The following is a 23,087-nucleotide window of genomic DNA, read 5'->3' on the forward strand; positions in this document are numbered from 1 at the left end:
GCCATCCCGCTTGTTGATTTGCGTCAATATAACTTTCATTCGAAAGTGTTTTTATATTCATACGCAAACAAGAGGGTAAGCCATGATCTTCAATATCCAGCGCTATTCCACCCATGACGGCCCAGGGATCCGCACCGTCGTCTTCCTGAAAGGCTGCTCGCTGGGCTGCCGCTGGTGCCAGAACCCGGAGAGCCGCGCCCGCAGCGAAGACCTGCTGTATGACCCGCGCCTGTGCCTGGCTGGCTGCGAGCTGTGCCAGCAGGCGGCGCCGGCGGTTACCACCCGCACCCTCGAGGGTCTGATCATTCACCGGCAACACGTTAACGACAGCCATATCGCCGCGCTGCGCGACTGCTGCCCCACCACCGCGCTCACGGTGTGCGGCGAGGAGAAGAGCGTCGAGGAGATCATGGCGACGGTGCTGCGCGATAAACCCTTTTACGATCGCAGCGGCGGCGGCATCACCCTTTCCGGCGGCGAACCCTTTATGAACCCGGCCCTGGCGCAGGCGCTGTTGGAGGCCAGCCATCAGGCGGGTATCCATACCGCTGTGGAAACCTGCCTGCACGTACCGTGGAAATACATTGAGCCGGCTTTACCCTTCATCGACCTGTTTCTCGCCGACCTGAAGCACGTCGACGAGGCCGTTTTCAGGCAGTGGACCGACGGCAGCGCCCGCCGGGTGCTGGACAACCTGCAGCACCTGGCGCAGGCGGGGAAAAACATCATTATTCGCGTGCCGTTAATCCAGGGATTCAACGCCAGCGAAGCCGACATTACCGCCATCACTGATTTTGCCGCCGACCGCCTGCGGGTCAGCGAAATCCATTTCCTGCCCTACCACACGCTGGGAATGAATAAATACCAGTTACTCAGTCAGCCCTACACCGCACCGGATAAACCGCTGGATGCTCCCGAGCTGCTCGCCTTTGCGCAGGATTATGCGCGGAGCAAGGGGCTAACGGCGATCTTACGAGGATAACCCCTATGACTACCCTGAAACTCAACACCCTCAGCGCCCGTATCCAGGCCCATAAAATGGCGCTGGTGCATATCGTCAAGCCGCCGGTCTGTACCGAACGCGCCCGCCACTATACCGAGATGTATCAGCAGCATCTTGATAAGCCGATCCCGGTGCGCCGCGCCCTGGCCCTCGCTCACCACCTGGCCGAGCGCACCATCTGGATCAAGCACGATGAGCTGATCGTCGGCAACCAGGCCAGCGAAGTGCGCGCCGCGCCGATCTTCCCGGAATACACCGTCAGCTGGATCGAGAAAGAGATCGACGATCTCGCCGACCGCCCCGGCGCCGGCTTCGCGGTCAGCGAAGAGAACAAGCGCGTACTGCACGAAGTGTGCCCGTGGTGGCGCGGCCAGACCGTGCAGGACCGCTGCTACGGCATGTTTACCGATGAGCAGAAAGCGCTCCTCGCCACCGGCATTATTAAGGCCGAGGGCAACATGACCTCCGGCGACGCTCACCTGGCGGTCAACTACCCGCTGCTGCTGGAGAAAGGACTGGACGGCATGCGCGCGAAAGTCGCCGAACGCCGGTCGCGCATCAACCTGACGGTGCTGGAAGACCTGCACGGCGAACAGTTCCTGAAAGCGATTGATATTGTGCTGGCGGCGGTCAGCGACCACAGCAAACGCTTTGCCGCGCTGGCGCGCGAGATGGCGACGGCAGAATCCCGTGACGCACGCCGCGATGAGCTGCTGGCGATTGCCGAAAACTGCAATATCATCGCCCATGAGCCGCCGAAGACCTTCTGGCAGGCGCTGCAGCTGTGCTACTTCATTCAGCTGATCCTGCAGATTGAATCCAATGGCCACTCGGTCTCGTTTGGCCGCATGGACCAGTACCTCTATCCGTACTACCGCCGCGACGTTGAGCTACAGCAATCGTTGGATCGCGAACAGGCCATTGAGCTGCTGCACAGCTGCTGGCTGAAGCTGCTGGAGGTCAACAAGATCCGCTCCGGCTCGCACTCCAAGGCCTCAGCCGGCAGCCCGCTGTATCAGAACGTCACCATCGGCGGCCAGAACCTGGTGGACGGCCAGCCGCAGGACGCGGTCAACCCGCTGTCGTACGCCATTCTGGAATCCTGCGGTCGTCTGCGCTCGACCCAGCCGAACCTCAGCGTGCGCTACCACGCCGGAATGAGCAACGACTTCCTCGACGCCTGCGTCCAGGTGATCCGCTGCGGCTTCGGCATGCCGGCGTTTAATAACGACGAAATCGTGATCCCGGAATTTATCAAGCTGGGAATCGAGCCGCAGGATGCCTACGATTATGCGGCCATCGGCTGCATCGAAACCGCGGTCGGCGGCAAATGGGGTTATCGCTGCACCGGCATGAGCTTCATCAACTTCGCGCGGGTGATGCTGGCGACGCTGGAAGGCGGCCGCGATGCCACCAGCGGCCAGGTGTTCCTGCCGCAGGAGCACGCCCTGTCGAAAGGCAACTTCACTAACTTCGACGAGGTGCTGGCCGACTGGGACAGCCAGATCCGCTACTACACCCGTAAGTCGATTGAGATTGAGTATGTGGTCGATACTATGCTGGAAGAGAACGTCCACGATATTCTCTGTTCGGCGCTGGTGGACGACTGCATCGAACGGGCGAAGAGCATTAAGCAGGGCGGCGCTAAGTATGACTGGGTGTCCGGCCTGCAGGTGGGCATCGCCAACCTCGGCAACAGCCTGGCGGCGGTGAAAAAGCTGGTCTTCGATCAGGGCGTTATCGGCCAGCAGGAACTGGCGAAGGCGCTGGCGGAAGATTTTGACGGCCTGACCCACGAGCAGCTGCGCCAGCGGTTGATCAACGGCGCGCCGAAGTACGGTAACGATGATGACAGCGTGGACGCATTGCTGGCGCGGGCCTACCAGACCTATATCGACGAGCTGAAGCAGTATCACAACCCGCGCTATGGCCGCGGCCCGATCGGCGGCAACTATTACGCCGGCACGTCCTCTATCTCCGCCAACGTTCCGTTCGGCGCGCAGACCATGGCGACGCCGGATGGCCGTAAAGCGCACACTCCGCTGGCGGAAGGGGCCAGCCCGGCCTCCGGAACCGACCATCTGGGGCCGACGGCGGTCATCAGTTCGGTAGGTAAACTGCCCACCGGGGCGATCCTCGGCGGCGTTCTGCTAAACCAGAAGCTGAATCCGTCCACCCTGGAAAACGCGTCCGACAAGCAGAAGCTGATGGTGCTGCTGCGCACCTTCTTCGAGGTGCATAAAGGCTGGCATATCCAGTACAACATTGTCTCGCGCGACACGCTGCTGGAGGCGAAGAAACATCCTGATCAGTACCGCGATTTGGTGGTGCGCGTCGCCGGGTACTCGGCGTTCTTTACCGCTCTGTCGCCGGATACCCAGGACGATATCATCGCCCGTACCGAGCATACGCTGTAGCCCTTCAGGCCCGCTGGCGCGACGCTTAGCGGGCCTCCCCTGTCCTGCTGGCCGGGAAAGGCAAGGCCGCCTCCCGGCATTTTCTGAATGCGTGAACTTTCATTCGAAATAAATTTGTGCTCCCCATCACATTGTAATTAGAATGTTACTGGTCGAAGTTAAGCCAGGAGCATCCCCTTATGACCGTTAAAGTTATCGTCACCGATATGGACGGAACTTTTCTCAATGACGCCAAAACCTACGACCGCTCACGGTTTCTGGCGCAATTCGCCCAGCTGCAGCAGCGCGGCATTGAATTCGTTGTCGCCAGCGGCAACCAGTACTATCAGCTGATCTCCTTCTTCCCGGAGATCCGCGAGCAGATCTCGTTCGTCGCCGAAAACGGCGCGCTGGTCTTTGAGCATGGTAAGCAGCTGTTCCACGGCGAACTGACCCGCCACGAATCGCAGGTGGTGATTGGCGAATTACTCAAAGATCCGCAGCTGAACTTCGTCGCCTGCGGCCTGCACAGCGCCTACGTGAGCGATAACGCCCCGGACGCCTTCGTCGACCTGATGTCAAAGCACTACCACCGTCTGCAGCGGGTAAGCGACTATCACGCCATCGACGATACGCTGTTCAAATTTTCTCTGAACCTGCCGGACAGCGAGATCCCGCAGCTGATCGATAAACTGCACGTCTCGCTCGACGGCATTATGAAGCCGGTCACCAGCGGCTTTGGCTTTGTCGATTTGATTATTCCCGGTCTGCATAAAGCCAACGGCATCAGCCGCCTGCTCAAGCGCTGGAACCTGTCGCCGCAGCAGTGCGTGGCCATCGGCGACAGCGGCAACGACGCCGAAATGCTGAAGCTGGTGAAATACGCTTTCGCCATGGGTAACGCCGCCGACAGCATCAAAGCTATCGCCGGATACGCGACCGACGATAATAATCATGACGGCGCGCTGAACGTCATTCAGGCCGTCCTCGATAACCGCGATCCCTTCAACGCCTGACCGCTCTCCGGGGCTGCGCGCCCCGGCTTGTCCATTTTGTGCGCCGCAGCAAGATTTTAAACTTGCATTAACTCCATTTTAACTTAAATTAACGTTTATAAGATTTAATACTTTCGAATGAAAGATACAGCGAGGTTATTATGGCTGCTCTCCCGACCCACGAAACACTCCCCGCCGACCACAAAGCGGCGATTCGCCAGATGAAGCAGGCGCTGCGGGCGCAAATCGGCGACGTCCAGGCGGTGTTCGATAAGCTCTCAGCGCGCATCAGCGAGCGCCTGCAGGAGATTGAGACGCTGAAAGCCGCAGGCCAGGAGGTCTGGCCAACCATTCCGTTCCGCGATATCGCCGAGGGAACCGTGAGCGATGCCCAGCGCGCGGCCATTAAGCGCCGGGGCTGCGCGGTGATCAAAGGCCACTTTCCGCGCGAACAGGCGCTGGCCTGGGATACCGCGATGCTGGAATATCTGGATCTGAACCATTTCGACGAGGTCTACAAAGGGCCAGGCGACAGCTTCTTCGGTACGCTTGAGGCTTCGCGGCCGGAAATCTATCCCATCTACTGGTCGCCCTCGCAAATGCAGGCCCGCCAGAGCGATGAAATGGCGGCGGCGCAGTCCTTCCTTAACCGCCTGTGGCGCTTTGAGCAGGACGGCAAGCGCTGGTTCGATCCGGACGTCAGCGTCATTTACCCCGACCGCATTCGCCGCCGTCCGCCGGGAACCACCTCGAAAGGGCTGGGCGCGCATACCGATTCCGGTGCGCTGGAGCGCTGGCTACTCCCCGCCTACCAGCAGGTCTTCGCCAACGTCTTTAACGGTCATGTCGACGCTTACGATCCGTGGGACGCCGCGCACCGTACTGAAGTGGAAGAGTACACTGTCGACAACACCACCAAGTGCTCGGTGTTCCGCACTTTCCAGGGCTGGACCGCGCTGTCGGATATGATCCCGGGTCAGGGACTGCTGCACGTGGTGCCGATCCCCGAGGCGATGGCCTATGTGCTGCTGCGCCCGCTGCTTGACGATGTGCCGGAGGATGAGCTGTGCGGCGTCGCGCCGGGCAGAGTGCTGCCGATCTCTGAGCAGTGGCACCCGCTGCTGATCAAAGCCCTCAGTTCGATCCCGGCGCTGAACGCTGGCGATTCCGTCTGGTGGCACTGCGACGTCATTCACTCGGTGGCGCCGGTGGAAAATCAGCAGGGCTGGGGCAATGTGATGTACATTCCGGCGGCGCCGATGTGCGAGAAGAACCTCGCCTACGCGCAGAAAGTGAAAATCGCTCTGGAAAAAGGGGCCTCGCCGGGTGATTTCCCGCGCGAGGACTATGAGGCCAGCTGGCAGGGGCGCTTCACCCTGGAGGATCTGAACATCCACGGCAAACGGGCGCTGGGTATCGCGGTTTAATCGTCATACAGCCCCTGCGGCTCCACGGCGGTATGGCCTTTGCCCGGCCGGATCCGCCGTACCGAATCGCGCACCACCAGCGTGCCGTGCAGCAGCAGCGAACCGTGCGGCGCCTCCGGGCGCAGCAGGCGCTGCTGCAGGAGGTGCACCGCCTCGCTGCCCAGCTCATCCCGCGGCACATGCACCGCGGTCAGCGGCACCTCCTGGATCGCCGCCAGATTAAACCCGTCGATGCTCATCACCGAGACATCCTGCGGCACCCGCAGGCCGCGCTTTTGCAATGCGCTGACCGTGCCGGCGGCCATAAAATCGCCGCCCACCAGGAAAGCGGTGGGCAACGGCCTGCCCTGTAAGCCATCAAGCCAGGTCCCCACCTGCTCTTCGGTCTCTCTGGCGCTAAAGTTGGCGATGCTGATGAGATCCCGGCTGGCGGTAAAGCGCAAATTGCGCGCGCGCCACGCCTCCTGGATCCCCCCCAGCCGCAGCTCCATGGTATAGCGGCGCAGGCACATGACGTTCATCACCACGCGATGCCCCATATCAAACAGATAGCGGGCGGCGCACAGGCCAATCAGACGATGATCGGGGGCAATGGACTGCAGCCGCATCCCTTCATCCCGACAGTTGATCAATACGCAGGGTTTGCCCAGGTCCGCCGCCAGGCCATGAATATGCGGATCGTCGATCCCCAGCAGCACCGCGGCCTGGGTCTCCGCTTCGTTCATGCGGGCAAGAAACAGATTGGCGTCGCTGTCGTTCTCGTCCAGCGCGCAGTAGCGCAGGCGCACTTCATGCGCCGCCAGCGCGTTATTGATGCTCTGGATCACCCGGTAGTAGAAGATATCCGACCGCTCATCGAAGGCGCGCTGTGGGGCAAACACCAGCAGATTATTGAGCAACAGACGTCCGGCGGCCAGTCCCTGCATGACCCCCAGCTCGCGGGCGCACTCCAGCACCGCCCGGCGGGCCTTGTCGCTGGTATTCGCCTTCCCGGCCAGGACGCGCGAAACGGTACTGGCCGACAGCCCGGTGCGGGCGGCGATTTCGGCGACGCGCAGCTTTTTATCCATTTTGTGATCCAGCTCCGATTGGAAAATGAAAGAATTTTCATAATCGCCAAAGCGCTACCTGTAAGCAAATGACAGCGCAAAATTTGAGATCCCGGTCATTTCATGAAAAAACTTGCATAAATAGCGCTTTGCCCGACGTTTTTTCTCCCTTAGCCTGAATTGGTCCAACATCTCCCATACTAGTTATACCAATGGTGTTGAGATAAAAAAATATACTATTCAAATAGTTAACAACACTACGTGACCGCTCACGGATTGAGAACGTCACTTTCCCCCTACTAACGTCATGTGGAGTGTGCTATGAGTCAAGGCCTCAACAATGATATCGCGGTCAGCAAAACGCGCCGGGTGGTAAAAAACCTGCGCTGGTGGGTGCTGGTCCTGTTTTTACTTGGCGTCACCGTCAACTACATCACACGCAACTCGCTGGGGATTATCGCCCCGGAACTGAAAGCGACGCTCGGTATCACCACCGAACAATATTCCTGGATCGTCGGCGCGTTTCAGTTGGCTTACACGATTTTCCAACCGCTCTGTGGCTGGCTTATCGACGTCATCGGCCTGAAGCTCGGGTTTATGATCTGCGCCACCCTGTGGGCGCTGGCCTGCATCGCCCACGCCGGGGCCGGCAGCTGGCTGCACCTGGCTATATTGCGCTTCTTTATGGGCGGGGCCGAGGCGGCCGCCACCCCGGCCAACGCCAAGACCATCGGCGAGTGGTTCCCGAAGTCTGAACGGCCAATCGCCGCCGGCTGGGCTGGCGTCGGGTTCTCCATCGGCGCCATGCTCGCCCCGCCGATCATCTACTTCGCCCATGCCTCCTTCGGCTGGCAGGGGGCGTTTATGTTTACCGGCGCGCTGGCCCTGCTGTGGGTGGTGCTGTGGTGGGCCTTCTATCAGAACCCGGAAAAGCACCCCAATCTCAGCAAAAGCGAGCTCGAGTACATCAAGCAGGATAACGAAGCGCCGCCGGTGAAACAGCCCTTCTTTACCGCACTCAAAACCGTCTCGAAGAATAAACGTTTCTACGGGATCGCCATTCCCGCATTTATGGCCGAGCCCGCCTGGGCGGTGCTGAGCTTCTGGGTACCGCTGTACCTGGCTAAAGAGCACGGCATGGATCTCAAGCAGATTGCCATGTTCGCCTGGCTGCCGTTCCTTGCCGCCGACCTCGGCAGCGTGGTCAGCGGCTACCTCACCCGCCTGTACGTTCGCTGGTTCGGCTGTACGCGAGTCAACTCGGTGATCGCCAGCTCGGTGACCGGCGCGTTTTTGATGATCTCCCTGGCCCTCGTCGCTATCACCCGCGATCCCTATATCACCATCGTCCTGATCTCCATTGGCGGCTTCGGGCATCAGATCATCTCCTGCATGCTCAGCGCGCTGGTGGTGGAGTCGTTCGACAAGGGACAAATGGCGACGGTGAACGGTATGCGCGGATCCGCGGCGTGGATCGCCAGCTTCCTGTTCTCGTTATTAATCGGGGTGACCGCCGACAAAATTGGCTTCAACCCGCTGTTCATCGCCATGGGTTTCTTTGACCTGATTGGCGCCGTTTTCCTGGTGGCATTTATTGCTGAACGTCGCGCCAAGCGCGCCTGAGAGTGGATGTAAGATATGAAGACGTTGAAACACTGGAGTTTGCATCAACAGCTGGAGCATCACGTTGAACTGACGGTCGATGGCCAGCACACCCTGTGCCTGTACGTACTGGAAGAGAATCTATTCCGCGTGCTGCTGAAACGCCAGGGCCAGCTGGCGCTGGATCGCACCTGGAGCATCGCTCCGCAGCAGGATGTACCGTGGGAAGGCCGCGCCCGGGATGACCTCAGCGGTTTTAGTCTCCCGGCCTGGCAGCTGACCCAGGAGGACGATACGCTGACCATCGCCACCCGCCAGCTGCGCGTCACCGTCCACCAGCCGCTGTGGCTGGAGTGGAGCTATCGCGACGATGCCGGGGAATGGCAGCAGCTTGCCAACGACCGTCCCACCAGCGCCTATCTGGCCAATGCCCACGGCGACGGCGTCGCCCACTATCTGAGCCGCCGCAAAGACGAGCGTTTCTATGGCCTGGGCGAAAAGGCCGGCGACCTGCAGCGCACCGGTAAGCGTTATGAAATGCGCAACCTTGATGCCATGGGCTACAACGCCGCCAGCACCGACCCGCTGTATAAACATATTCCGTTCACCATCACGCAACGCAGCGACGTTAGCTATGGCCTGTTTTACGACAACCTGAGCAGCTGCTGGCTGGATTTGGGTAACGAAATCGACAACTATCATACCGCCTATCGCCGCTGGCAGGCGGAAGCTGGCGATATCGATTACTACCTGTTCACCGGTAAACAGGTGCTGGATGTGACCAAAGCCTTCGTCCGTCTGACCGGTAAAACCCTGTTCGGGCCCAAATGGAGCCTCGGCTACAGCGGCTCGACCATGCACTATACCGACGCGCCGGATGCGCAAAATCAGCTGATGAACTTCATCCGCCTGTGCGATGAGCACGCTATTCCGTGCGATTCGTTCCAGCTCTCTTCCGGCTATACCTCGATTAACGGCAAGCGCTACGTCTTTAACTGGAACCACGACAAGGTGCCGCAGCCGAAAGTGATGAGTCAGTCGTTCCACGACGCCGGGCTGAAGCTGGCCGCCAATATCAAACCCTGCCTGCTGCAGGACCATCCGCGCTATGGCGAGGTGGCGGAGCGCGGTCTCTTCGTGCGCGATTCGCAAACCGACGCTCCGGAGCGCTCCAGCTTCTGGGACGATGAAGGATCGCATCTCGACTTTACCAATCCGCAAACCGTGGCCTGGTGGCAGGAAGGGGTCACCAGCCAGCTGCTGGAGATGGGCATTGATTCGACCTGGAACGATAATAACGAGTATGAGGTGTGGGACGGCGAAGCGCGCTGCTACGGCTTTGGCCGCGAAATCGCCATCAAGCATATTCGCCCGGTGATGCCGCTGCTGATGATGCGCGCCTCGATGGAGGCCCAGCAGCGCTTTGCGCCGCAAAAGCGCCCGTATCTCATCTCCCGCTCCGGCTGCGCCGGGATGCAGCGCTACGTCCAGACCTGGAGCGGCGATAACCGCACCAACTGGGATACGCTGCGCTATAACATCCGCATGGGGCTGGGCATGAGCCTTTCCGGGCTGTTTAACGTCGGCCACGACGTCGGCGGTTTCTCCGGCGATAAACCTGAGCCGGAGCTGTTCGTGCGCTGGGTACAAAACGGCGTGATGCACCCGCGCTTTACTATTCATTCGTGGAATGACGACCAGACGGTCAACGAAGCCTGGATGTATCCGGCCGTCACCCCGGCCATTCGTTCCGCTATTGAGCTGCGCTACCGCCTGCTGCCCTATCTGTACACCCTGCTGTGGCAGGCGCATGCTGACGACGAGCCGATGCTGCGCCCGACCTTCCTCGATCATCAGCACGACGCGCAGACCTTCGCCGAATGCGATGACTTCCTGCTGGGCCGCGATCTGCTGGTGGCCAGCGTGGTCGAGCCTGGCGCCCGCCAGCGTGAGGTGTGGCTGCCGGATAATCAGGCCGGATGGTACGATTTCTACAGCCACCAGTGGTTCGCCGGCGGCCAGTGGGTCACCCTCGACGCGCCGCTGGAAACGCTGCCCCTGCTGGTGCGCGCCGGGGCCGGACTGCCGCTCAGCGAGCGCATCCGTCATGTTGCTGCGCAACAGGACGATCGCCGCGAACTGCAGCTGTTCCCGCTGAAAGGCGTCGGGACCACTTCGGGTCTGCTGTTTGAGGATGACGGCGAAAGCTGGGGCTATAAACAGGGCGATGCGCTGTGGCTGGAGTGGGAAATGGCGTGCGACAGCAGCACTATCAACCTGAAGGTCAACGCCCGCGGCAATTATCGCCCGGCGTGGAAAGCGCTGAAGCTGTCATTACCGGCGGGAGAAAAACGCAAACTGCTGGTGAATGGCGTCGAAGGAACGGAGTGGAGGCTCTGAGCATATGCCGGGCGGCGGCTTACGCCTCGCCCGGCCTGGATTTAATAATGTTCCCGGATGGCGCTACGCTAATCCGGGCTACAAACTGGTGGCCTCAAAATCCCCGGTGGCGCTACCGCTTACCGGGGCTACAGCACTGTGCGGTTTGGTAGCCCGGGTAACGGACAGTTTCAGTAACCATGGGTACAAGATAGAGCTCTTAAGCTCACAATGGCACGGACCGTAGGCCGGATAAGGCGCAGCCGCCATCCGGCGCGAAAGTGGCTCTTTACCCGCGGTTATTGCCCGGCGGCGCTACGCTTGCGCGGGCCTACAGATCACATGCCAGGCGTAGCCCGGGTAAGGCGTAGCCGCAACCCGGGTAACGAAGCGGGATTACTCGATACCTTTGCTGCGCAGGTAGTCTTCGTAGTTGCCGCTGAAGTCGATCACCCGTTCCGGGGTAATCTCCAGCACGCGGGTGGCCAGCGAGCTGACGAACTCACGGTCGTGGGAAACGAAGATCAGGGTGCCCTGATACATCTCCAGCGCCATGTTCAGCGATTCGATGGATTCCATATCCAGGTGGTTGGTCGGTTCATCCATTATCAGGATGTTTGGCTTCTGCATCATCAGCTTACCAAACAGCATGCGGCCCTTCTCACCACCGGACAATACTTTCGCCGGCTTCTTGATGTCATCCTGGCTAAACAGCAGTCGGCCAAGGATACTGCGCACCGCCTGCTCGTCGTCGCCTTCCTGTTTCCACTGGCTCATCCACTCGAAGACCGTCAGGTCGTTTTCGAACTCGTACTCATGATCCTGCGCGTAGTAGCCGAGTTGCGCATTTTCAGACCATTTCACGGTGCCGTTGTCCGGCTGCAGTTCACCCACCAGGGTTTTCAGCATCGTGGATTTACCCACGCCGTTGGCGCCCAGAATGGCAATCTTCTCGCCCACTTCCAGCAGCAGATTGACGTTTTTGAACAGCGGACCGTCTTCAAAGCCTTTGGTGAGGGCTTCCACTTCCAGCGCGTTACGGAACAGTTTCTTATCCTGCTCGAAGCGGATAAACGGGTTCTGACGGCTGGAGGCTTTAACCTCTTCCAGCTTGATATTGTCAATCTGACGCGCGCGCGAGGTGGCCTGACGCGATTTAGAGGCGTTGGCGCTGAAGCGGCTAACGAAGGACTGCAGGTCAGCAATCTGCGCTTTTTTCTTGGCGTTGTCCGCCAGCAGACGTTCACGCGCCTGGGTGGCCGCCGTCATGTATTCATCGTAGTTGCCCGGATAGACGCGCAGCTCGCCGTAGTCCAGATCCGCCATGTGGGTGCAAACCATGTTCAGGAAGTGACGGTCGTGCGAGATGATAATCATGGTGCTGTCGCGGTCGTTCAGCGTCTGCTCCAGCCAGCGAATGGTGTCGATGTCCAGGTTGTTGGTCGGTTCATCGAGCAGCAGAATGTCCGGGTTAGAGAACAGCGCCTGCGCCAGCAGGACGCGCAGCTTCCAGCCTGGGGCGACTTCGCTCATCGGGCCGTAATGTTGTTCAACCGGAATGCCCACGCCCAGCAGCAGTTCGCCCGCGCGCGCTTCAGCAGAGTAGCCATCCATTTCGCCATATTTCACTTCCAGGTCGGCCACTTTATAGCCATCTTCTTCGCTCATCTCGGCGAGCGAGTAGATGCGATCGCGCTCCTGCTTCACTTCCCACAGCTCGCCGTGGCCCATGATGACCGTATCCAGCACGGTGAACGCTTCAAAGGCGAACTGATCCTGACGCAGCTTACCGATGCGCTCGTTCGGGTCGAGAGAAACGTTGCCCAGCGTCGGTTCGAGATCGCCGCCGAGGATCTTCATAAAGGTCGATTTACCGCTGCCGTTGGCGCCGATCAGACCATAACGGTTGCCGCCGCCAAATTTAACGGAGATATTTTCGAACAGCGGCTTACTGCCAAACTGCATGGTAACGTTGCTGGATACTAGCACGGGGATATCCTGAAAAAAGAGTATGAGGGGTGTGATACAGCAGACATTATGCCAGTAAATGACGCACTTTTCACGGTCTGCGGTAAATTCCGCCGCGGCGCTTGTGCTAAGGTCTTTGTCAGATGCGCCAGAGACCTGCGCGCAAACCGTTATTCTGTACGTGATGATGAGGAGTCCCATGACCACCAGCCAACCGCGACATCCGGCCTTTTTATCCCTGCAGGGCGGCATTAATTTTCGCGACCTGGGCGGCCAGCGCGCCGCCGACGGACGCCGGGTACGCAGCGGCAAGCTGCTACGCTCCGGTGCGCTAAACCGGCTAACGGCAGAGGATCTCGACCACCTGGATACCCTGCCGCTCAGCCGGGTGCTCGACTACCGCGACCCCGGTGAAGTACAGCGCACGCCGGACAAACTGAGCCCGCTCACCCACTATCTCAACGCGCCGGCCAATCCGCCGATCGGCGAGGTCAACGCGAAGGTCACCGAGCTGAATGCCGCCACCCTTAATGCGCTCAACGGCGAGCAGTTTATGCTGCAACTCTATCGCCAGCTGCCGTTTAACAATCCGGCCTATCGCCAGCTCGCCGCATGGCTGGCGACCCCTTTCGACGGCGCCTTGCTGCAACACTGCGCGGTCGGTAAAGATCGCACCGGCGTCGGCTGCGCGTTAACCCTGTTCGCCGTCGGATGCGACAGCGAGACGGTGATGGAGGAGTATCTCCTTACCCATGGCATGCTGACGCAGGTGGAGGCCTGGATGCTGGAGATGCTCGGCAACGACCTGACGGCCCAGGGGCGCCAGAGCCTGGCGGCCATCCTGACGGTGAAAGAGTCCTATCTCGCCGCCGCGCTGTCGGCTATTCAGCAGCGCTATGGCAATGTCGACGCCTGGCTGGCGGAAGAGTACCAGCTTACCGCCCCGGTCCGCGCGGCGCTGCAGGCCCGGCTGCTGGAAGACTAACCCTCGTCGCCCCGAACGCCAGGGCGCGGCAGCCGAGGCGACAGGGAAAAAAATGTGATTTCGTACACATCTGATTTACCTGTTCAGCGGAATGCACATATAATGCGCTCCCATCTACTGTCTCAATCATTAACAAAGGCCTGTGTGGCGTTGATTTCGCACACGACATTAAAAACTATGAAATTATCTACACTCTTAGCGGCAGCCTTCGCCATCGTAGGCTTTTGCAATACAGCGTCTGCTGTCACCTATCCTTTGCCAACCGATGGCAGCCGTTTGGTTGGTCAGAACCAGGTCATCACCATTCCGGATGATAACAAGCAGCCGCTGGAATACTTCGCGGCGAAATATCAGATGGGGCTTTCCAACATGCTGGAAGCCAACCCGGGGGTGGATACCTATCTGCCGAAGGGCGGTAGCGTCCTGAACATCCCTCAGCAGCTGATCCTGCCGGATACCGTCCATGAAGGGATCATCATCAACAGCGCCGAAATGCGTCTGTACTACTACCCGAAAGGCACCAACACCGTGATTGTTCTGCCGATCGGTATCGGCCAGTTAGGCAAAGACACGCCAATCAACTGGACCACCAAAGTCGAACGTAAGAAGGCTGGCCCGACCTGGACGCCGACCGCCAAGATGCATGCGGAATACGCTGCCGCCGGCAACCCGCTGCCAGCCGTCGTACCGGCCGGTCCGGATAACCCGATGGGCCTGTACGCGCTGTATATCGGCCGTCTGTACGCCATCCACGGTACCAACGCTAACTTCGGTATCGGCCTGCGCGTGAGCCATGGCTGCGTACGTCTGCGCAACGATGACATCAAATTCCTGTTTGAGAACGTGCCGGTCGGCACCCGCGTGCAGTTTATCGATGAGCCGGTAAAAGCCACCACCGAGCCGGACGGCAGCCGTTACATCGAGGTTCACAACCCGCTGTCGACCACCGAAGCGCAGTTCCAGGGCGGCGAGATCGTGCCGATCACCCTGACTCAGCCGGTACAGGCGATCACCAGCCAGTCTGATGTCGATCAGAACGTGGTCGAGCAGGCTATCCAGAACCGCTCCGGTATGCCGGTGCGTCTGAACTAAGTTCTGCATGACAATAAAAACGGCGGGCCTGATGCCCGCCGTTTTTTTTATCGGTGTTGTGCCGGGCTGCGGCTGACGCCTTGCCTGGCGACTGAACCTGACAACACCCTGGCCCTGCTAAGCGCTGCGCCAACCGGGGCCCCCGGTCTAGCCGTTATTCACCAGAATAATCCCGCCATGGTCGTAGCGATAGTGGCAGTGGGCGTACTCCAGCGGCGTGCCGTCTTCCAGATAGATAACCTGCTCCACCTCCAGCACCGGATCGGTGGGCTCGCAGTGAAGATGCTGTTTATCCAGTTCATCCGGCTTCATCGCCCGCACCACGCGGTAAGATCCCATCAGCTTCAGCCCCAGCGTCTCCTGGATATAGCGAAACACCGAGCTTTCCAGATGGCTTTTATTGAGCCCCGGCACCAGCCCCACCGGCATGACCGTCAGATCCAGCGACACCGGTTCCCCGTTGAGCAACCGCAGGCGAACAAAGTCATACACCGGGGCATCGGCGTCGATCAGCAGCGAACTCTGCTCCTTGTCAGTGGGAAAACGCACCTCAAAGCGCACCACTTCGCTTTGTACCTCGCCAAGATGCTCCCAGGTTTTGGTGGCGCCGAAATAGTCGCTGCCTGGCAGCTCCCACTGCGACAGCTGAAGGAAATTTTTCCGCACAAAGGTGCCCTGCCCTTTGCGGGTATAGATCAGCCCTTCGACGATTAACTGGCGCATCGCCTGCTGGATGGTCATCCGGCTGGTGCTGAACTCTGCCGCCAGCGCAAACTGGTCAGGTAACGGCGCGCTGGCAGGATACTGCTGGCTGATGATCCGTTTTTTTATTTCCCGCGCGATTTGCAGATACTTCGCCGTCATTCCCCGGTCCTTATACATTCAGTGAGTGCTGGCGGGCAGGATCCACGGCCTGACCGCCAGAACACCATTACATCACGTCGCCATTGCTGTGGATCACCTGCTTCAGCCACGCATAGCTCTTCTTCGGCACCCGCCGCAGATCCTTGAGGTCATGGTTCTCGCGATTGACGTAGACCACGCCGTAGCGCTTACGCATATCGCCCTGCGAGCTGAGGATGTCGATTAATCCCCAGCCGAGATAGCCGATCACCTGCGCCCCATCCTCAAACATGGCCGCTTTCATGGCGTTGATATGGTCGCGATGGTAGGCGATGCGGTAATCGTCGGCAACCGGATGTTCACCGTCCCACGACTCAATCACCCCGATGCCGTTTTCAATCGGGAACACCGGCAGGCGCCAGTCGTTATAATAGCGGGTGATGATGGTCCGGAAGCCCAGCGGATCGATCTGCCAGTTCCATTCTGTCGCGTTCAGGAACGGGTTATCCTGATTGCCAAACAGCATATAGTTGTTGACCGCCGTTCCCGGCGGGATCGCGTCGCTGTTCAGCGTCCGGCTGGCGTAATAGCTGAACGCCAGATAATCGACCTTCACCGTCGCCATCAGCGCGAGATCCTCCGGACGATAGATATCATCGAACCCTTCGGTGGCGACAAAATGCATCACTTCCGGACTGTAGCCCTCCCCGGCGTAAGCCCGCAGCAGGTTCTGGTTTAAAAACTCGTCCAGCTGCTGGGCGCACAGGATATCGCGTGGTTTGCAGGTCGCCGGATAAACCAGGGCGTGGGCCAGCATCCCGCCCATCAGACACTGCGGCTTCGTCTGATGCAGGTGATCGGTCAGATGGACGTGCGCCATCATCACATGATGCTGGATCAGGTACAGCTCGCGCAGGGTCTTCTCCCCCTGCAGGTAGCCGGAAATCAGAAACGCTTCCGGCGAATGGTACAGATTCTGTTCATTAAAGGTGAGCCAGTATTTCACCTTGTCGCCATAGCAGGCGATCATCTTCTGGCCATAGCGAATAAAGGCGTCCATCACCCGGCGGTCGGTAAATCCGTTGTAGCGCTCCGCCAGCGAGAGCGGCATATCGAAGTGGTACAGACAGATCATCGGCTCGATGCCGCGGGCGATCAGTTCATCAATAAACTGATGGTAGAAGGCGATGCCCTCTTCATTGAACTCGCCGTCTCCTTCAGGGCACACCCGGCTCCAGGCGATCTGAAAACGGTAGCAGTTCATGCCCAGATCCTGCATCAGATCGAAATCTTCCCTAAAGCGATGATAGGAGTCGGTCGCCACCTTCCAGTCGGAAGCGAATTCTGCCGGTTGCCGGATATCGTACACCGACATCCCCTTGCCGCCCTCGTTCCACGCTCCCTCCGTCTGCATGCTGGAGACGGAATTACCCCATAAGAAATCTGCCGGTAGTCTGTTGTTCATCCTGCGCCTCGATATATGACTAGTCATTTAAATTTCATGACTAGTCATATATCGAAAAGCGAACGGATGCGCAAAGCCAGGGATCGTTTTCTGTGAGCCGGGCAAAAAAAGATCGCCCCGGAGGGCGATCCTGTCGAACGACGTGGAGGGCGGCAGACTGCTGCGGAAATCAGGCGCAGAGTTTGAAGAGCCAATAGCCGGTGAGGGCCGCCCACAGCAGCATGGGAATGGAGTAGAGATGGAAACGCCACCAGATCCGCCGATCGCCAGCCATGCGCAGGGCGATGATATTGGCCAGCGAGCCCGGCAGCAGACCAAAGCCCCCCACGTTAACCGCCCAGGCGAGCAGGATCGACGGTGGGACATAGTTGAGCAGGAGAATGGTCGAGGGCACATTGCTGATCACCTGCGACAGGCCGATGGCGGTCAGCCACAGTCCACCGCCGGAGAGCGTCCCGACCCCGCTCAGCACCTGGTGCAGCGCCGGAAGCTGGGTCAGCAGATGGACGTCGATAAACATCACCATAAACACCAGCAGCAGCGACCAGTCAACATGGACGATCACCGCCCGGGCCAGCGCCAGAAAGCCCAGCAGCACCAGCGCCAGTCCCCACAGCGCCTGATCCATCTCCAGCGCCGTCAGGAACACCAGATAGAGCCCCAGACAGCTCCAGACGAGCTTAGGCTGCCACGATGGCGCCATATCGCTGCTCTGGTAGGTAAGCCGCTTTGCCGGGAAACAGAACCAGCACAGCGCCAGCAGGGTCAGCATCATTGCCGCCGCCAGGGGCAGCATCTGGCCGATAAACCCAGGGAAAGAGAGACCGGAGCGTCCCCACAGCAAGATGTTCTGCGGGTTGCCGATCGGCGTCAGCAGCGACCCGGCGTTCACCGCCAGCGCTTCGAAAATAATCAGCCGGTTTACCGGGATGGCGCACCACTTCTTCAGGGTCAGGGTCAGGGGCACCACAATAAACAGCGCGACGTCGTTGGTGAGGAAGGTGGACAGCAGCGCCGCCGCCAGCACCATAAACATAGCCAGCTGACGCTCGGTGACAAAGCGGCGGGCCATTTTACGCCCCAGCACGTCAAAATAGCCGCTCAGTTCAATTCCCTTAGTCAACAGCATCAGGCCGCTGAGGGTGATGATGGTATGCCAGTCAATGGCCGCCGGCCAGCTTGCCGGGACAAACGGCACCATCACGCTGAGCACGCAGGCGATAATCAGCAGCAGATGGAGAAAACGGTCGCGCAGCAGCGACTGGACGAAGGGAAGAGTCATGCTTCCTGAGATCCCTGTGTTTGGGTAAATTTCAGGAACATCGCCAGCGTCTCTTCGCTCACGTGATGCTCCATCCCTTCGGCATCACGACGGGCGATCTCCGGACTGACACCGATCGCCAGCAGGAAGTTCTCCACGATTTGATGGCGCTCGCGGCTCTCCTGGGCCAGCTTCTCACCCTCCGCGGTTAAGAATATGCCGCGCCACGGGATCTGTTCGATAAGGCCGACGCTGGCCAGCCGTTTGAGCATCTTGGCGACGGTGGGCTGCGAGACCCCCAGCCGGGCGGCCATATCCACCTGACGCGCCTCGCCCACCTCGCGGATGAGGTCGGAAATCAGTTCAACATAGTCGTCAATCAGCTCGCGCCGATGCGCTTCCCGCACCTGGCGGAACCCTTCAACGTGCTCTTCAACATTTACTAACTGCGTCACTTTTTTTGTTATTGGCTTACCTGCGCGACGGTTCATTGTGCTTCCTCATTCGTGTGACGCGTCAAGCATCATATAAAAAGATCCACATTGTAATGGATTGCGCCAAGAGCACAAAAATTTAACGTTTTAGCCATAGCTATAAAATATAGCCTGTGCTATATCTGTATATAATGCAAACATCCATCAGGGAATGATGGAGCGAACAGGCAGGAGGAGAGCAGATGAACGAATTCAAGAGGTGCTTAAACGTGTTCAGCCATTCACCCTTTAAAGTACGCTTAATGCTGCTCGGTATGCTGTGCGAGATGATCAACGGTAAACCGCAGCAGGACAAACCCCATCGCTAAGGCGGCGTCGCGGTACGCCGCTTCATTTTTCCGTCATCATCTGCCGCTAAACTGACCGGTTTATCCCGTTTCCCCCACCTTTTTTCAAGTTTTGTAAGCGTCCTCGCAAAACAATCTGTTATGTCTGGTTGACCTTACCATTTACAAGCCCTATCTTTGCACAGCCCTGCCACATTCGCGGCTCGCAGAGACCCTCTTCACGCACTGTCCAGCAGGTTTTACCCCTTGAAGCCAGGGGATGCGCATGGCCTCTTTTTGATTGTTTACTATGAATGTCACCACCCTGAAAGATACGCTGGTCGCCCGCCGACTGGCACTGAACCCATGGACAGGATTCTACTTTTTACAATCGCTGTTGATTAACCTGGCGCTGGGCTATGAATTTAGCCTGCTCTATACCGTGGCATTTACCTGCGTGTTACATCTTCTGTGGCGTGCCTTTCCGCGCGTGCAGAAAGGAGTGGTCGGCGCTTATTCTCTGCTGGCGGCCCTCTACTACCCGTTTGGCCAGGCTTACGGCGCCCCCAACTTCAATACCTTGCTGGCGCTGCACGCCACCAACGTGGAAGAGTCCACGGAAATCCTCACCATCTTCCCGTGGTACAACTATCTGCTGGCGGTATTTATCTTCGCGCTGGGGATCATCGCGGTCCGCCGCAGGATCGTCGAGCAGACTCGCTGGGGAAAAATGGAGACCCTGGGCCTGCTGTTCAGCATCGGGATCTTCTTTCTTCAGCCGGTGCAAAATCTCGCCTGGGGCGGTGTATTCAAGGTGATCGATACTGGTTACCCGGCCTTCCGTTTTGTCAAAGACGTGGTGGTGAATAATAACGAGGTGCTGGACGAGCAGGCGCGGATGGCGCAGCTGGCCGGCATGAAAGATAGCTGGCACGTGCTGGCGGTGAAGCCGAAGTACCATCTCTATGTGGTGGTGATCGGTGAAAGCGCCCGCCGCGACGCCCTCGGCGCCTTCGGCGGCCACTGGGACAACACGCCGTTTGCCAGCTCGGTGAACGGGTATCTGTTTAACAACTACGTCGCCGCCAGCGGCTCGACGCAAAAATCCCTCGGCCTGACCCTTAACCGGGTGGTCGATGGCAAACCGCAGTTTCAGGATAACTTTGTCACCCTCGCCAACCGCGCCGGTTTCCAGACCTGGTGGTTCTCCAACCAGGGGCAGATCGGCGAGTACGACACCGCTATCGCCAGTATCGCCAAACGGGCGGATGAAGTGCAGTTCCTGAAAAACGGCGATTTCGAAGCCAATAAAAACACCCAGGACGAGCAGTTACTGAAGCTGACCGAGCAGGTGCTCTCCACCCAGCGTACCCAGCCGCAGCTGATTGTTCTGCATCTGATGGGCTCGCACCCGCAGGCCTGCGACCGGACCAAAGGCAAATATACGGTTTTCGTCCAGTCGAAAGAGACCTCCTGCTATCTCTACAGCATGACGCAAACCGATACCCTGCTGGCTAAGCTCTACAGCCAGTTGCAAAATTCCGGCGACACCTTTTCCCTGACCTACTTTTCCGATCATGGTCTGGCGTTCAAGGAGCGAGGCAAAGAGGTGCAGTATCTGGCGCACGACGATAAGTTCCAGCAGAACTTCCAGGTGCCGTTTATGGTGCTCTCCAGCGATGACAAAGCGCATAAAGTCATTAAGGCGCAGCGCTCGGCAAATGATTTCCTCAGCTTCTTCTCGCAATGGACCGGCATCAAGGCGGCGGAAATCGCCCCGCGCTATCGGTTTATCTCTGAGCAGAAGGCCGGCCCGGTGTATATCACCAACTTCCAGCTGCAGAAGGTGGACTATTCACACCTCGGCAGCGATGAGTTCACCATCAACTAAAACGACGCGGTCAGCGCCGGCCAACCGGCCGGGCTGGCGGTCAGCAGGCAAAAAAAATCCGCCCCAGGAGGCGGATTTTTTATATCACCGGAGTGATTAGAAGCGGTAACCCACGCCAGCGATCCAGGTGCCGACGTCAACGTTACGAATACGAGACTGCTCGTAGGAGAAGTCCAGAGCAACGTTTTCGATCGGGTTGAACTGCAGACCAGCACCGTAGGAGAAACCGTAGTCGCTCATATCGGATTTATTAGGGAAGTTGTTGTTCTGGAATTTACCGTAACCAACACCCACTACGCCGTAGATGCTTGCCCAGTCGTTCAGACGGTAAGCCGGACCAGCGGTGATGCCGTAGTACTGACCTTTGTTGTAAGTACCGTTGCTGTTATTATCCTTTTCGGTGTAGGTGAAGGAACCGATAACGCCCAGCGGGTTGTTATCTTGCTCGTAACGGTATTTCAGGTTGAAACCGCCAGCTTTGTTCGCTTTACCCTGCATGTCGCTCTGCGCGTAACCGCCGGTTACGGTAGAAGTTGCAGCAAATGCAGTGGTACCTACGGATGCAGCCAGAACAACGGCCAGTGCTGAAAGACGTGCAATTTTATTCATAACCACCTCAAATGTGTTTCTAATAAGTCCTAAGCCTTAAATATATCAAAAACTTTTGGGAAACTCTTTGGAGTTTACATTGTCTAACATACTTTTTCATGTAACCAAAAGTTTCCATATTTCTATAACAATATGGAAAACAAGAGTTTTTGGCGTTAACTTACAGTTTAACGCTCATTAAGAAATTCGCAAGCATCCAGATTAATCCTAATCACCTGGTGAATTTCTCAGCAACTTTCGCCATTGTACTGTTTTTGCCCCTGTTTTTTTCAACAATAGCTCAACCGCCAGCAGCTAATTCCAGTACACTGGAACTTTTACCCCTTTTGACAAAAATTGACAGGAGAAAGGATGCCCGGTCCATCCCGAAAAGCGGCGGCATGGTTGCCGATAGTGGTGATTTTAATCGCTATGACCTCGATTCAGAGCGGCGCATCGCTCGCCAAATCGCTGTTCCCGGTGGTCGGCGCCCCGGGAGTTACCGCCCTGCGCCTGGCGCTCGGGACGCTGATCCTGGTGGTGGTGTTCAAGCCCTGGCGGCTACGTTTCTCTCCGGCGCAGCGCGTGCCGCTGCTGCTGTACGGCCTGGCGCTCGGGGCGATGAACTATCTGTTTTATTTATCCCTGCAGCGTATTCCGCTCGGCGTGGCGGTGGCCCTCGAGTTTACCGGCCCGCTGGCGGTGGCGCTTTTCGGCTCGCGCCGCCCGCTGGATTTTGTCTGGGTGGCGCTGGCGATCCTCGGGCTGTGGTATCTCCTGCCGCTGGGGCAGAACGTGGCGCAGGTGGATTTAACCGGCGCGCTGTTCGCTCTCGGCGCCGGGGCCTGTTGGGCGGTCTATATTCTGACCGGCCAGCGCGCGGGTGAGGAGCATGGTCCAGCCACGGTGGCGATGGGGTCGCTTATCGCCTCGCTGGTCTTTGTCCCGTTAGGTATGGCGCAAGCCACCGATACGCTGTGGCAATGGTCGCTGCTGCCCCTGGGGCTGGGGATTGCCATTCTCTCCACCGCACTCCCCTACTCTCTGGAGATGATGGCCCTGACGCGCCTGCCGACGCGCACCTTCGGTACGCTGATGAGCCTCGAGCCGGCGCTAGCCGCCCTGTCCGGTATGATCTTCCTTGGCGAAACCCTGAACCTCTCCCAGACCCTGGCGCTGGGCGCCATTATCATCGCCTCAATGGGCGCCACGCTGACCATGCAGCGGCAGAGCAAAATCAAGCAAGTCGATATCAATTAACATTCTGTTACGGCGGCGGCCCGCGCCAGCTGCGGGCCTGCCAGCCTTCGCTAACCTTCTGATTGGACTTGTTTTTTCAAATAGCCAACCACTTTGCGCTATCGGAGTGATATGGCCTGCCGA

At 58.6% G+C, this 23,087-nt stretch carries 17 protein-coding genes and 1 pseudogene; 11 read left to right on the forward strand and 7 right to left on the reverse strand.

All coding sequences use genetic code 11. From position 1 onward, the window contains the following. Positions 1–82 precede the first annotated feature (82 nt). The 4 genes from LGM20_RS17245 (at position 83) to LGM20_RS17260 (ending at position 5,821) form a co-directional block, all read left to right on the forward strand. Complete coding sequence (locus tag LGM20_RS17245; protein ID WP_044521858.1) at positions 83–982, forward strand: glycyl-radical enzyme activating protein; 900 nt, start codon at positions 83–85, stop codon at positions 980–982. 5 nt (positions 983–987) lie between these two features. Beyond that, positions 988–3,420 carry a formate C-acetyltransferase/glycerol dehydratase family glycyl radical enzyme gene (locus LGM20_RS17250; protein ID WP_044521856.1) on the forward strand — a complete coding sequence of 811 codons (2,433 nt, stop codon included), beginning with the start codon at positions 988–990 and terminating at the stop codon, positions 3,418–3,420. Between the two features lie 179 nt (positions 3,421–3,599). Then, the gene (locus LGM20_RS17255; RefSeq protein ID WP_044521854.1) at positions 3,600–4,415 is read left to right on the forward strand and encodes a Cof-type HAD-IIB family hydrolase; all 816 of its coding nucleotides are present in this window, start codon (positions 3,600–3,602) and stop codon (positions 4,413–4,415) included. Positions 4,416–4,555: 140 nt separating this feature from the next. Then, complete coding sequence (locus LGM20_RS17260; RefSeq protein ID WP_044521849.1) at positions 4,556–5,821, forward strand: DUF1479 domain-containing protein; 1,266 nt, start codon at positions 4,556–4,558, stop codon at positions 5,819–5,821. Here the strand turns inward: LGM20_RS17260 and LGM20_RS17265 are convergent. Then, entirely contained in the window at positions 5,818–6,891 is a 1,074-nt protein-coding gene (locus LGM20_RS17265; protein ID WP_044521848.1) for a LacI family DNA-binding transcriptional regulator, read from the reverse strand. The two genes, LGM20_RS17260 and LGM20_RS17265, sit on opposite strands and share 4 nt — an antisense overlap. Before the next feature lie 300 nt (positions 6,892–7,191). Between LGM20_RS17265 and LGM20_RS17270 the strand changes: the two genes are divergently transcribed. Further along, on the forward strand, positions 7,192–8,493 hold the full coding sequence (locus tag LGM20_RS17270) for an MFS transporter (protein WP_004886240.1): 1,302 nt from the start codon (positions 7,192–7,194) through the stop codon (positions 8,491–8,493). 15 nt (positions 8,494–8,508) lie between these two features. After that, positions 8,509–10,872 carry a glycoside hydrolase family 31 protein gene (locus LGM20_RS17275; RefSeq protein WP_044521846.1) on the forward strand — a complete coding sequence of 788 codons (2,364 nt, stop codon included), beginning with the start codon at positions 8,509–8,511 and terminating at the stop codon, positions 10,870–10,872. 375 nt (positions 10,873–11,247) lie between these two features. Here the strand turns inward: LGM20_RS17275 and LGM20_RS17280 are convergent, their stop codons facing one another. Further along, positions 11,248–12,840: an ABC-F family ATPase gene (locus LGM20_RS17280; RefSeq protein WP_044521844.1), complete on the reverse strand. Its 1,593-nt coding sequence runs from the start codon at positions 12,838–12,840 to the stop codon at positions 11,248–11,250. 48 nt (positions 12,841–12,888) lie between these two features. On the opposite strand from LGM20_RS17280, the pseudogene LGM20_RS17285 reads away from it, so the two are divergent. Both LGM20_RS17285 and ldtB read left to right on the forward strand, forming a co-directional pair. Further along, positions 12,889–13,804, forward strand: a pseudogene (locus LGM20_RS17285) (tyrosine-protein phosphatase). Between the two features lie 177 nt (positions 13,805–13,981). Then, positions 13,982–14,896, forward strand: a complete 915-nt coding sequence (gene ldtB, locus LGM20_RS17290; RefSeq protein ID WP_032428696.1) for a L,D-transpeptidase — start codon at positions 13,982–13,984, stop codon at positions 14,894–14,896. 147 nt (positions 14,897–15,043) lie between these two features. On the opposite strand, the gene LGM20_RS17295 is transcribed toward ldtB, so the two are convergent. The 4 genes from LGM20_RS17295 to mntR form a co-directional block, all read right to left on the reverse strand. Next, positions 15,044–15,760, reverse strand: a complete 717-nt coding sequence (locus LGM20_RS17295) for a GntR family transcriptional regulator (RefSeq protein WP_044521840.1) — start codon at positions 15,758–15,760, stop codon at positions 15,044–15,046. Positions 15,761–15,827: 67 nt separating this feature from the next. Next, on the reverse strand, positions 15,828–17,204 hold the full coding sequence (locus LGM20_RS17300) for a glycoside hydrolase family 1 protein (RefSeq protein WP_044521837.1): 1,377 nt from the start codon (positions 17,202–17,204) through the stop codon (positions 15,828–15,830). A 169-nt stretch (positions 17,205–17,373) separates the two neighbouring features. Next, complete coding sequence (locus LGM20_RS17305) at positions 17,374–18,486, reverse strand: anion transporter (RefSeq protein ID WP_032455222.1); 1,113 nt, start codon at positions 18,484–18,486, stop codon at positions 17,374–17,376. Next, positions 18,483–18,956 (reverse strand): manganese-binding transcriptional regulator MntR, encoded by a 474-nt coding sequence (mntR, locus tag LGM20_RS17310; protein WP_004886216.1) that lies wholly within the window; start codon positions 18,954–18,956, stop codon positions 18,483–18,485. Before mntR ends, LGM20_RS17305 begins: the two co-directional genes overlap by 4 nt. 185 nt (positions 18,957–19,141) lie before the next feature. On the opposite strand from mntR, the gene mntS reads away from it, so the two are divergent. Further along, positions 19,142–19,267, forward strand: a complete 126-nt coding sequence (gene mntS, locus LGM20_RS17315) for a manganase accumulation protein MntS (protein WP_023288948.1) — start codon at positions 19,142–19,144, stop codon at positions 19,265–19,267. Positions 19,268–19,535: 268 nt separating this feature from the next. Then, positions 19,536–21,116, forward strand: a complete 1,581-nt coding sequence (locus tag LGM20_RS17320; protein WP_023288947.1) for a phosphoethanolamine transferase — start codon at positions 19,536–19,538, stop codon at positions 21,114–21,116. A 96-nt stretch (positions 21,117–21,212) separates the two neighbouring features. Here LGM20_RS17320 and ompX read toward each other — a convergent pair whose 3' ends face one another. After that, positions 21,213–21,725, reverse strand: coding sequence for an outer membrane protein OmpX (gene ompX / locus LGM20_RS17325; RefSeq protein ID WP_004886207.1), 513 nt, complete (start codon positions 21,723–21,725; stop codon positions 21,213–21,215). A gap of 351 nt (positions 21,726–22,076) precedes the next feature. On the opposite strand from ompX, the gene rhtA reads away from it, so the two are divergent. Next, positions 22,077–22,964: a threonine/homoserine exporter RhtA gene (gene rhtA / locus LGM20_RS17330; protein WP_023288946.1), complete on the forward strand. Its 888-nt coding sequence runs from the start codon at positions 22,077–22,079 to the stop codon at positions 22,962–22,964. Positions 22,965–23,087 lie beyond the last annotated feature (123 nt).

This window comes from Klebsiella quasipneumoniae subsp. quasipneumoniae (assembly GCF_020525925.1).
GTDB classification, from domain to species: Bacteria; Pseudomonadota; Gammaproteobacteria; order Enterobacterales; family Enterobacteriaceae; genus Klebsiella; species Klebsiella quasipneumoniae.

What these genes read in the sequence shown, in the direction of transcription:
- rhtA (WP_023288946.1), top strand. Translation starts at nt 22,077, where the DNA reads ATGCCCGGTCCATCCCGAAAAGCGGCGGCATGGTTGCCGATAGTGGTG.
- LGM20_RS17260 (WP_044521849.1), top strand. Translation starts at nt 4,556, where the DNA reads ATGGCTGCTCTCCCGACCCACGAAACACTCCCCGCCGACCACAAAGCG.
- LGM20_RS17300 (WP_044521837.1), bottom strand. Translation starts at nt 17,204, where the DNA reads ATGAACAACAGACTACCGGCAGATTTCTTATGGGGTAATTCCGTCTCC.
- LGM20_RS17265 (WP_044521848.1), bottom strand. Translation starts at nt 6,891, where the DNA reads ATGGATAAAAAGCTGCGCGTCGCCGAAATCGCCGCCCGCACCGGGCTG.
- LGM20_RS17320 (WP_023288947.1), top strand. Translation starts at nt 19,536, where the DNA reads ATGAATGTCACCACCCTGAAAGATACGCTGGTCGCCCGCCGACTGGCA.
- LGM20_RS17295 (WP_044521840.1), bottom strand. Translation starts at nt 15,760, where the DNA reads ATGACGGCGAAGTATCTGCAAATCGCGCGGGAAATAAAAAAACGGATC.
- ldtB (WP_032428696.1), top strand. Translation starts at nt 13,982, where the DNA reads ATGAAATTATCTACACTCTTAGCGGCAGCCTTCGCCATCGTAGGCTTT.
- LGM20_RS17305 (WP_032455222.1), bottom strand. Translation starts at nt 18,486, where the DNA reads ATGACTCTTCCCTTCGTCCAGTCGCTGCTGCGCGACCGTTTTCTCCAT.
- ompX (WP_004886207.1), bottom strand. Translation starts at nt 21,725, where the DNA reads ATGAATAAAATTGCACGTCTTTCAGCACTGGCCGTTGTTCTGGCTGCA.
- LGM20_RS17250 (WP_044521856.1), top strand. Translation starts at nt 988, where the DNA reads ATGACTACCCTGAAACTCAACACCCTCAGCGCCCGTATCCAGGCCCAT.
- LGM20_RS17245 (WP_044521858.1), top strand. Translation starts at nt 83, where the DNA reads ATGATCTTCAATATCCAGCGCTATTCCACCCATGACGGCCCAGGGATC.
- mntR (WP_004886216.1), bottom strand. Translation starts at nt 18,956, where the DNA reads ATGAACCGTCGCGCAGGTAAGCCAATAACAAAAAAAGTGACGCAGTTA.
- LGM20_RS17255 (WP_044521854.1), top strand. Translation starts at nt 3,600, where the DNA reads ATGACCGTTAAAGTTATCGTCACCGATATGGACGGAACTTTTCTCAAT.
- LGM20_RS17275 (WP_044521846.1), top strand. Translation starts at nt 8,509, where the DNA reads ATGAAGACGTTGAAACACTGGAGTTTGCATCAACAGCTGGAGCATCAC.
- LGM20_RS17270 (WP_004886240.1), top strand. Translation starts at nt 7,192, where the DNA reads ATGAGTCAAGGCCTCAACAATGATATCGCGGTCAGCAAAACGCGCCGG.
- mntS (WP_023288948.1), top strand. Translation starts at nt 19,142, where the DNA reads ATGAACGAATTCAAGAGGTGCTTAAACGTGTTCAGCCATTCACCCTTT.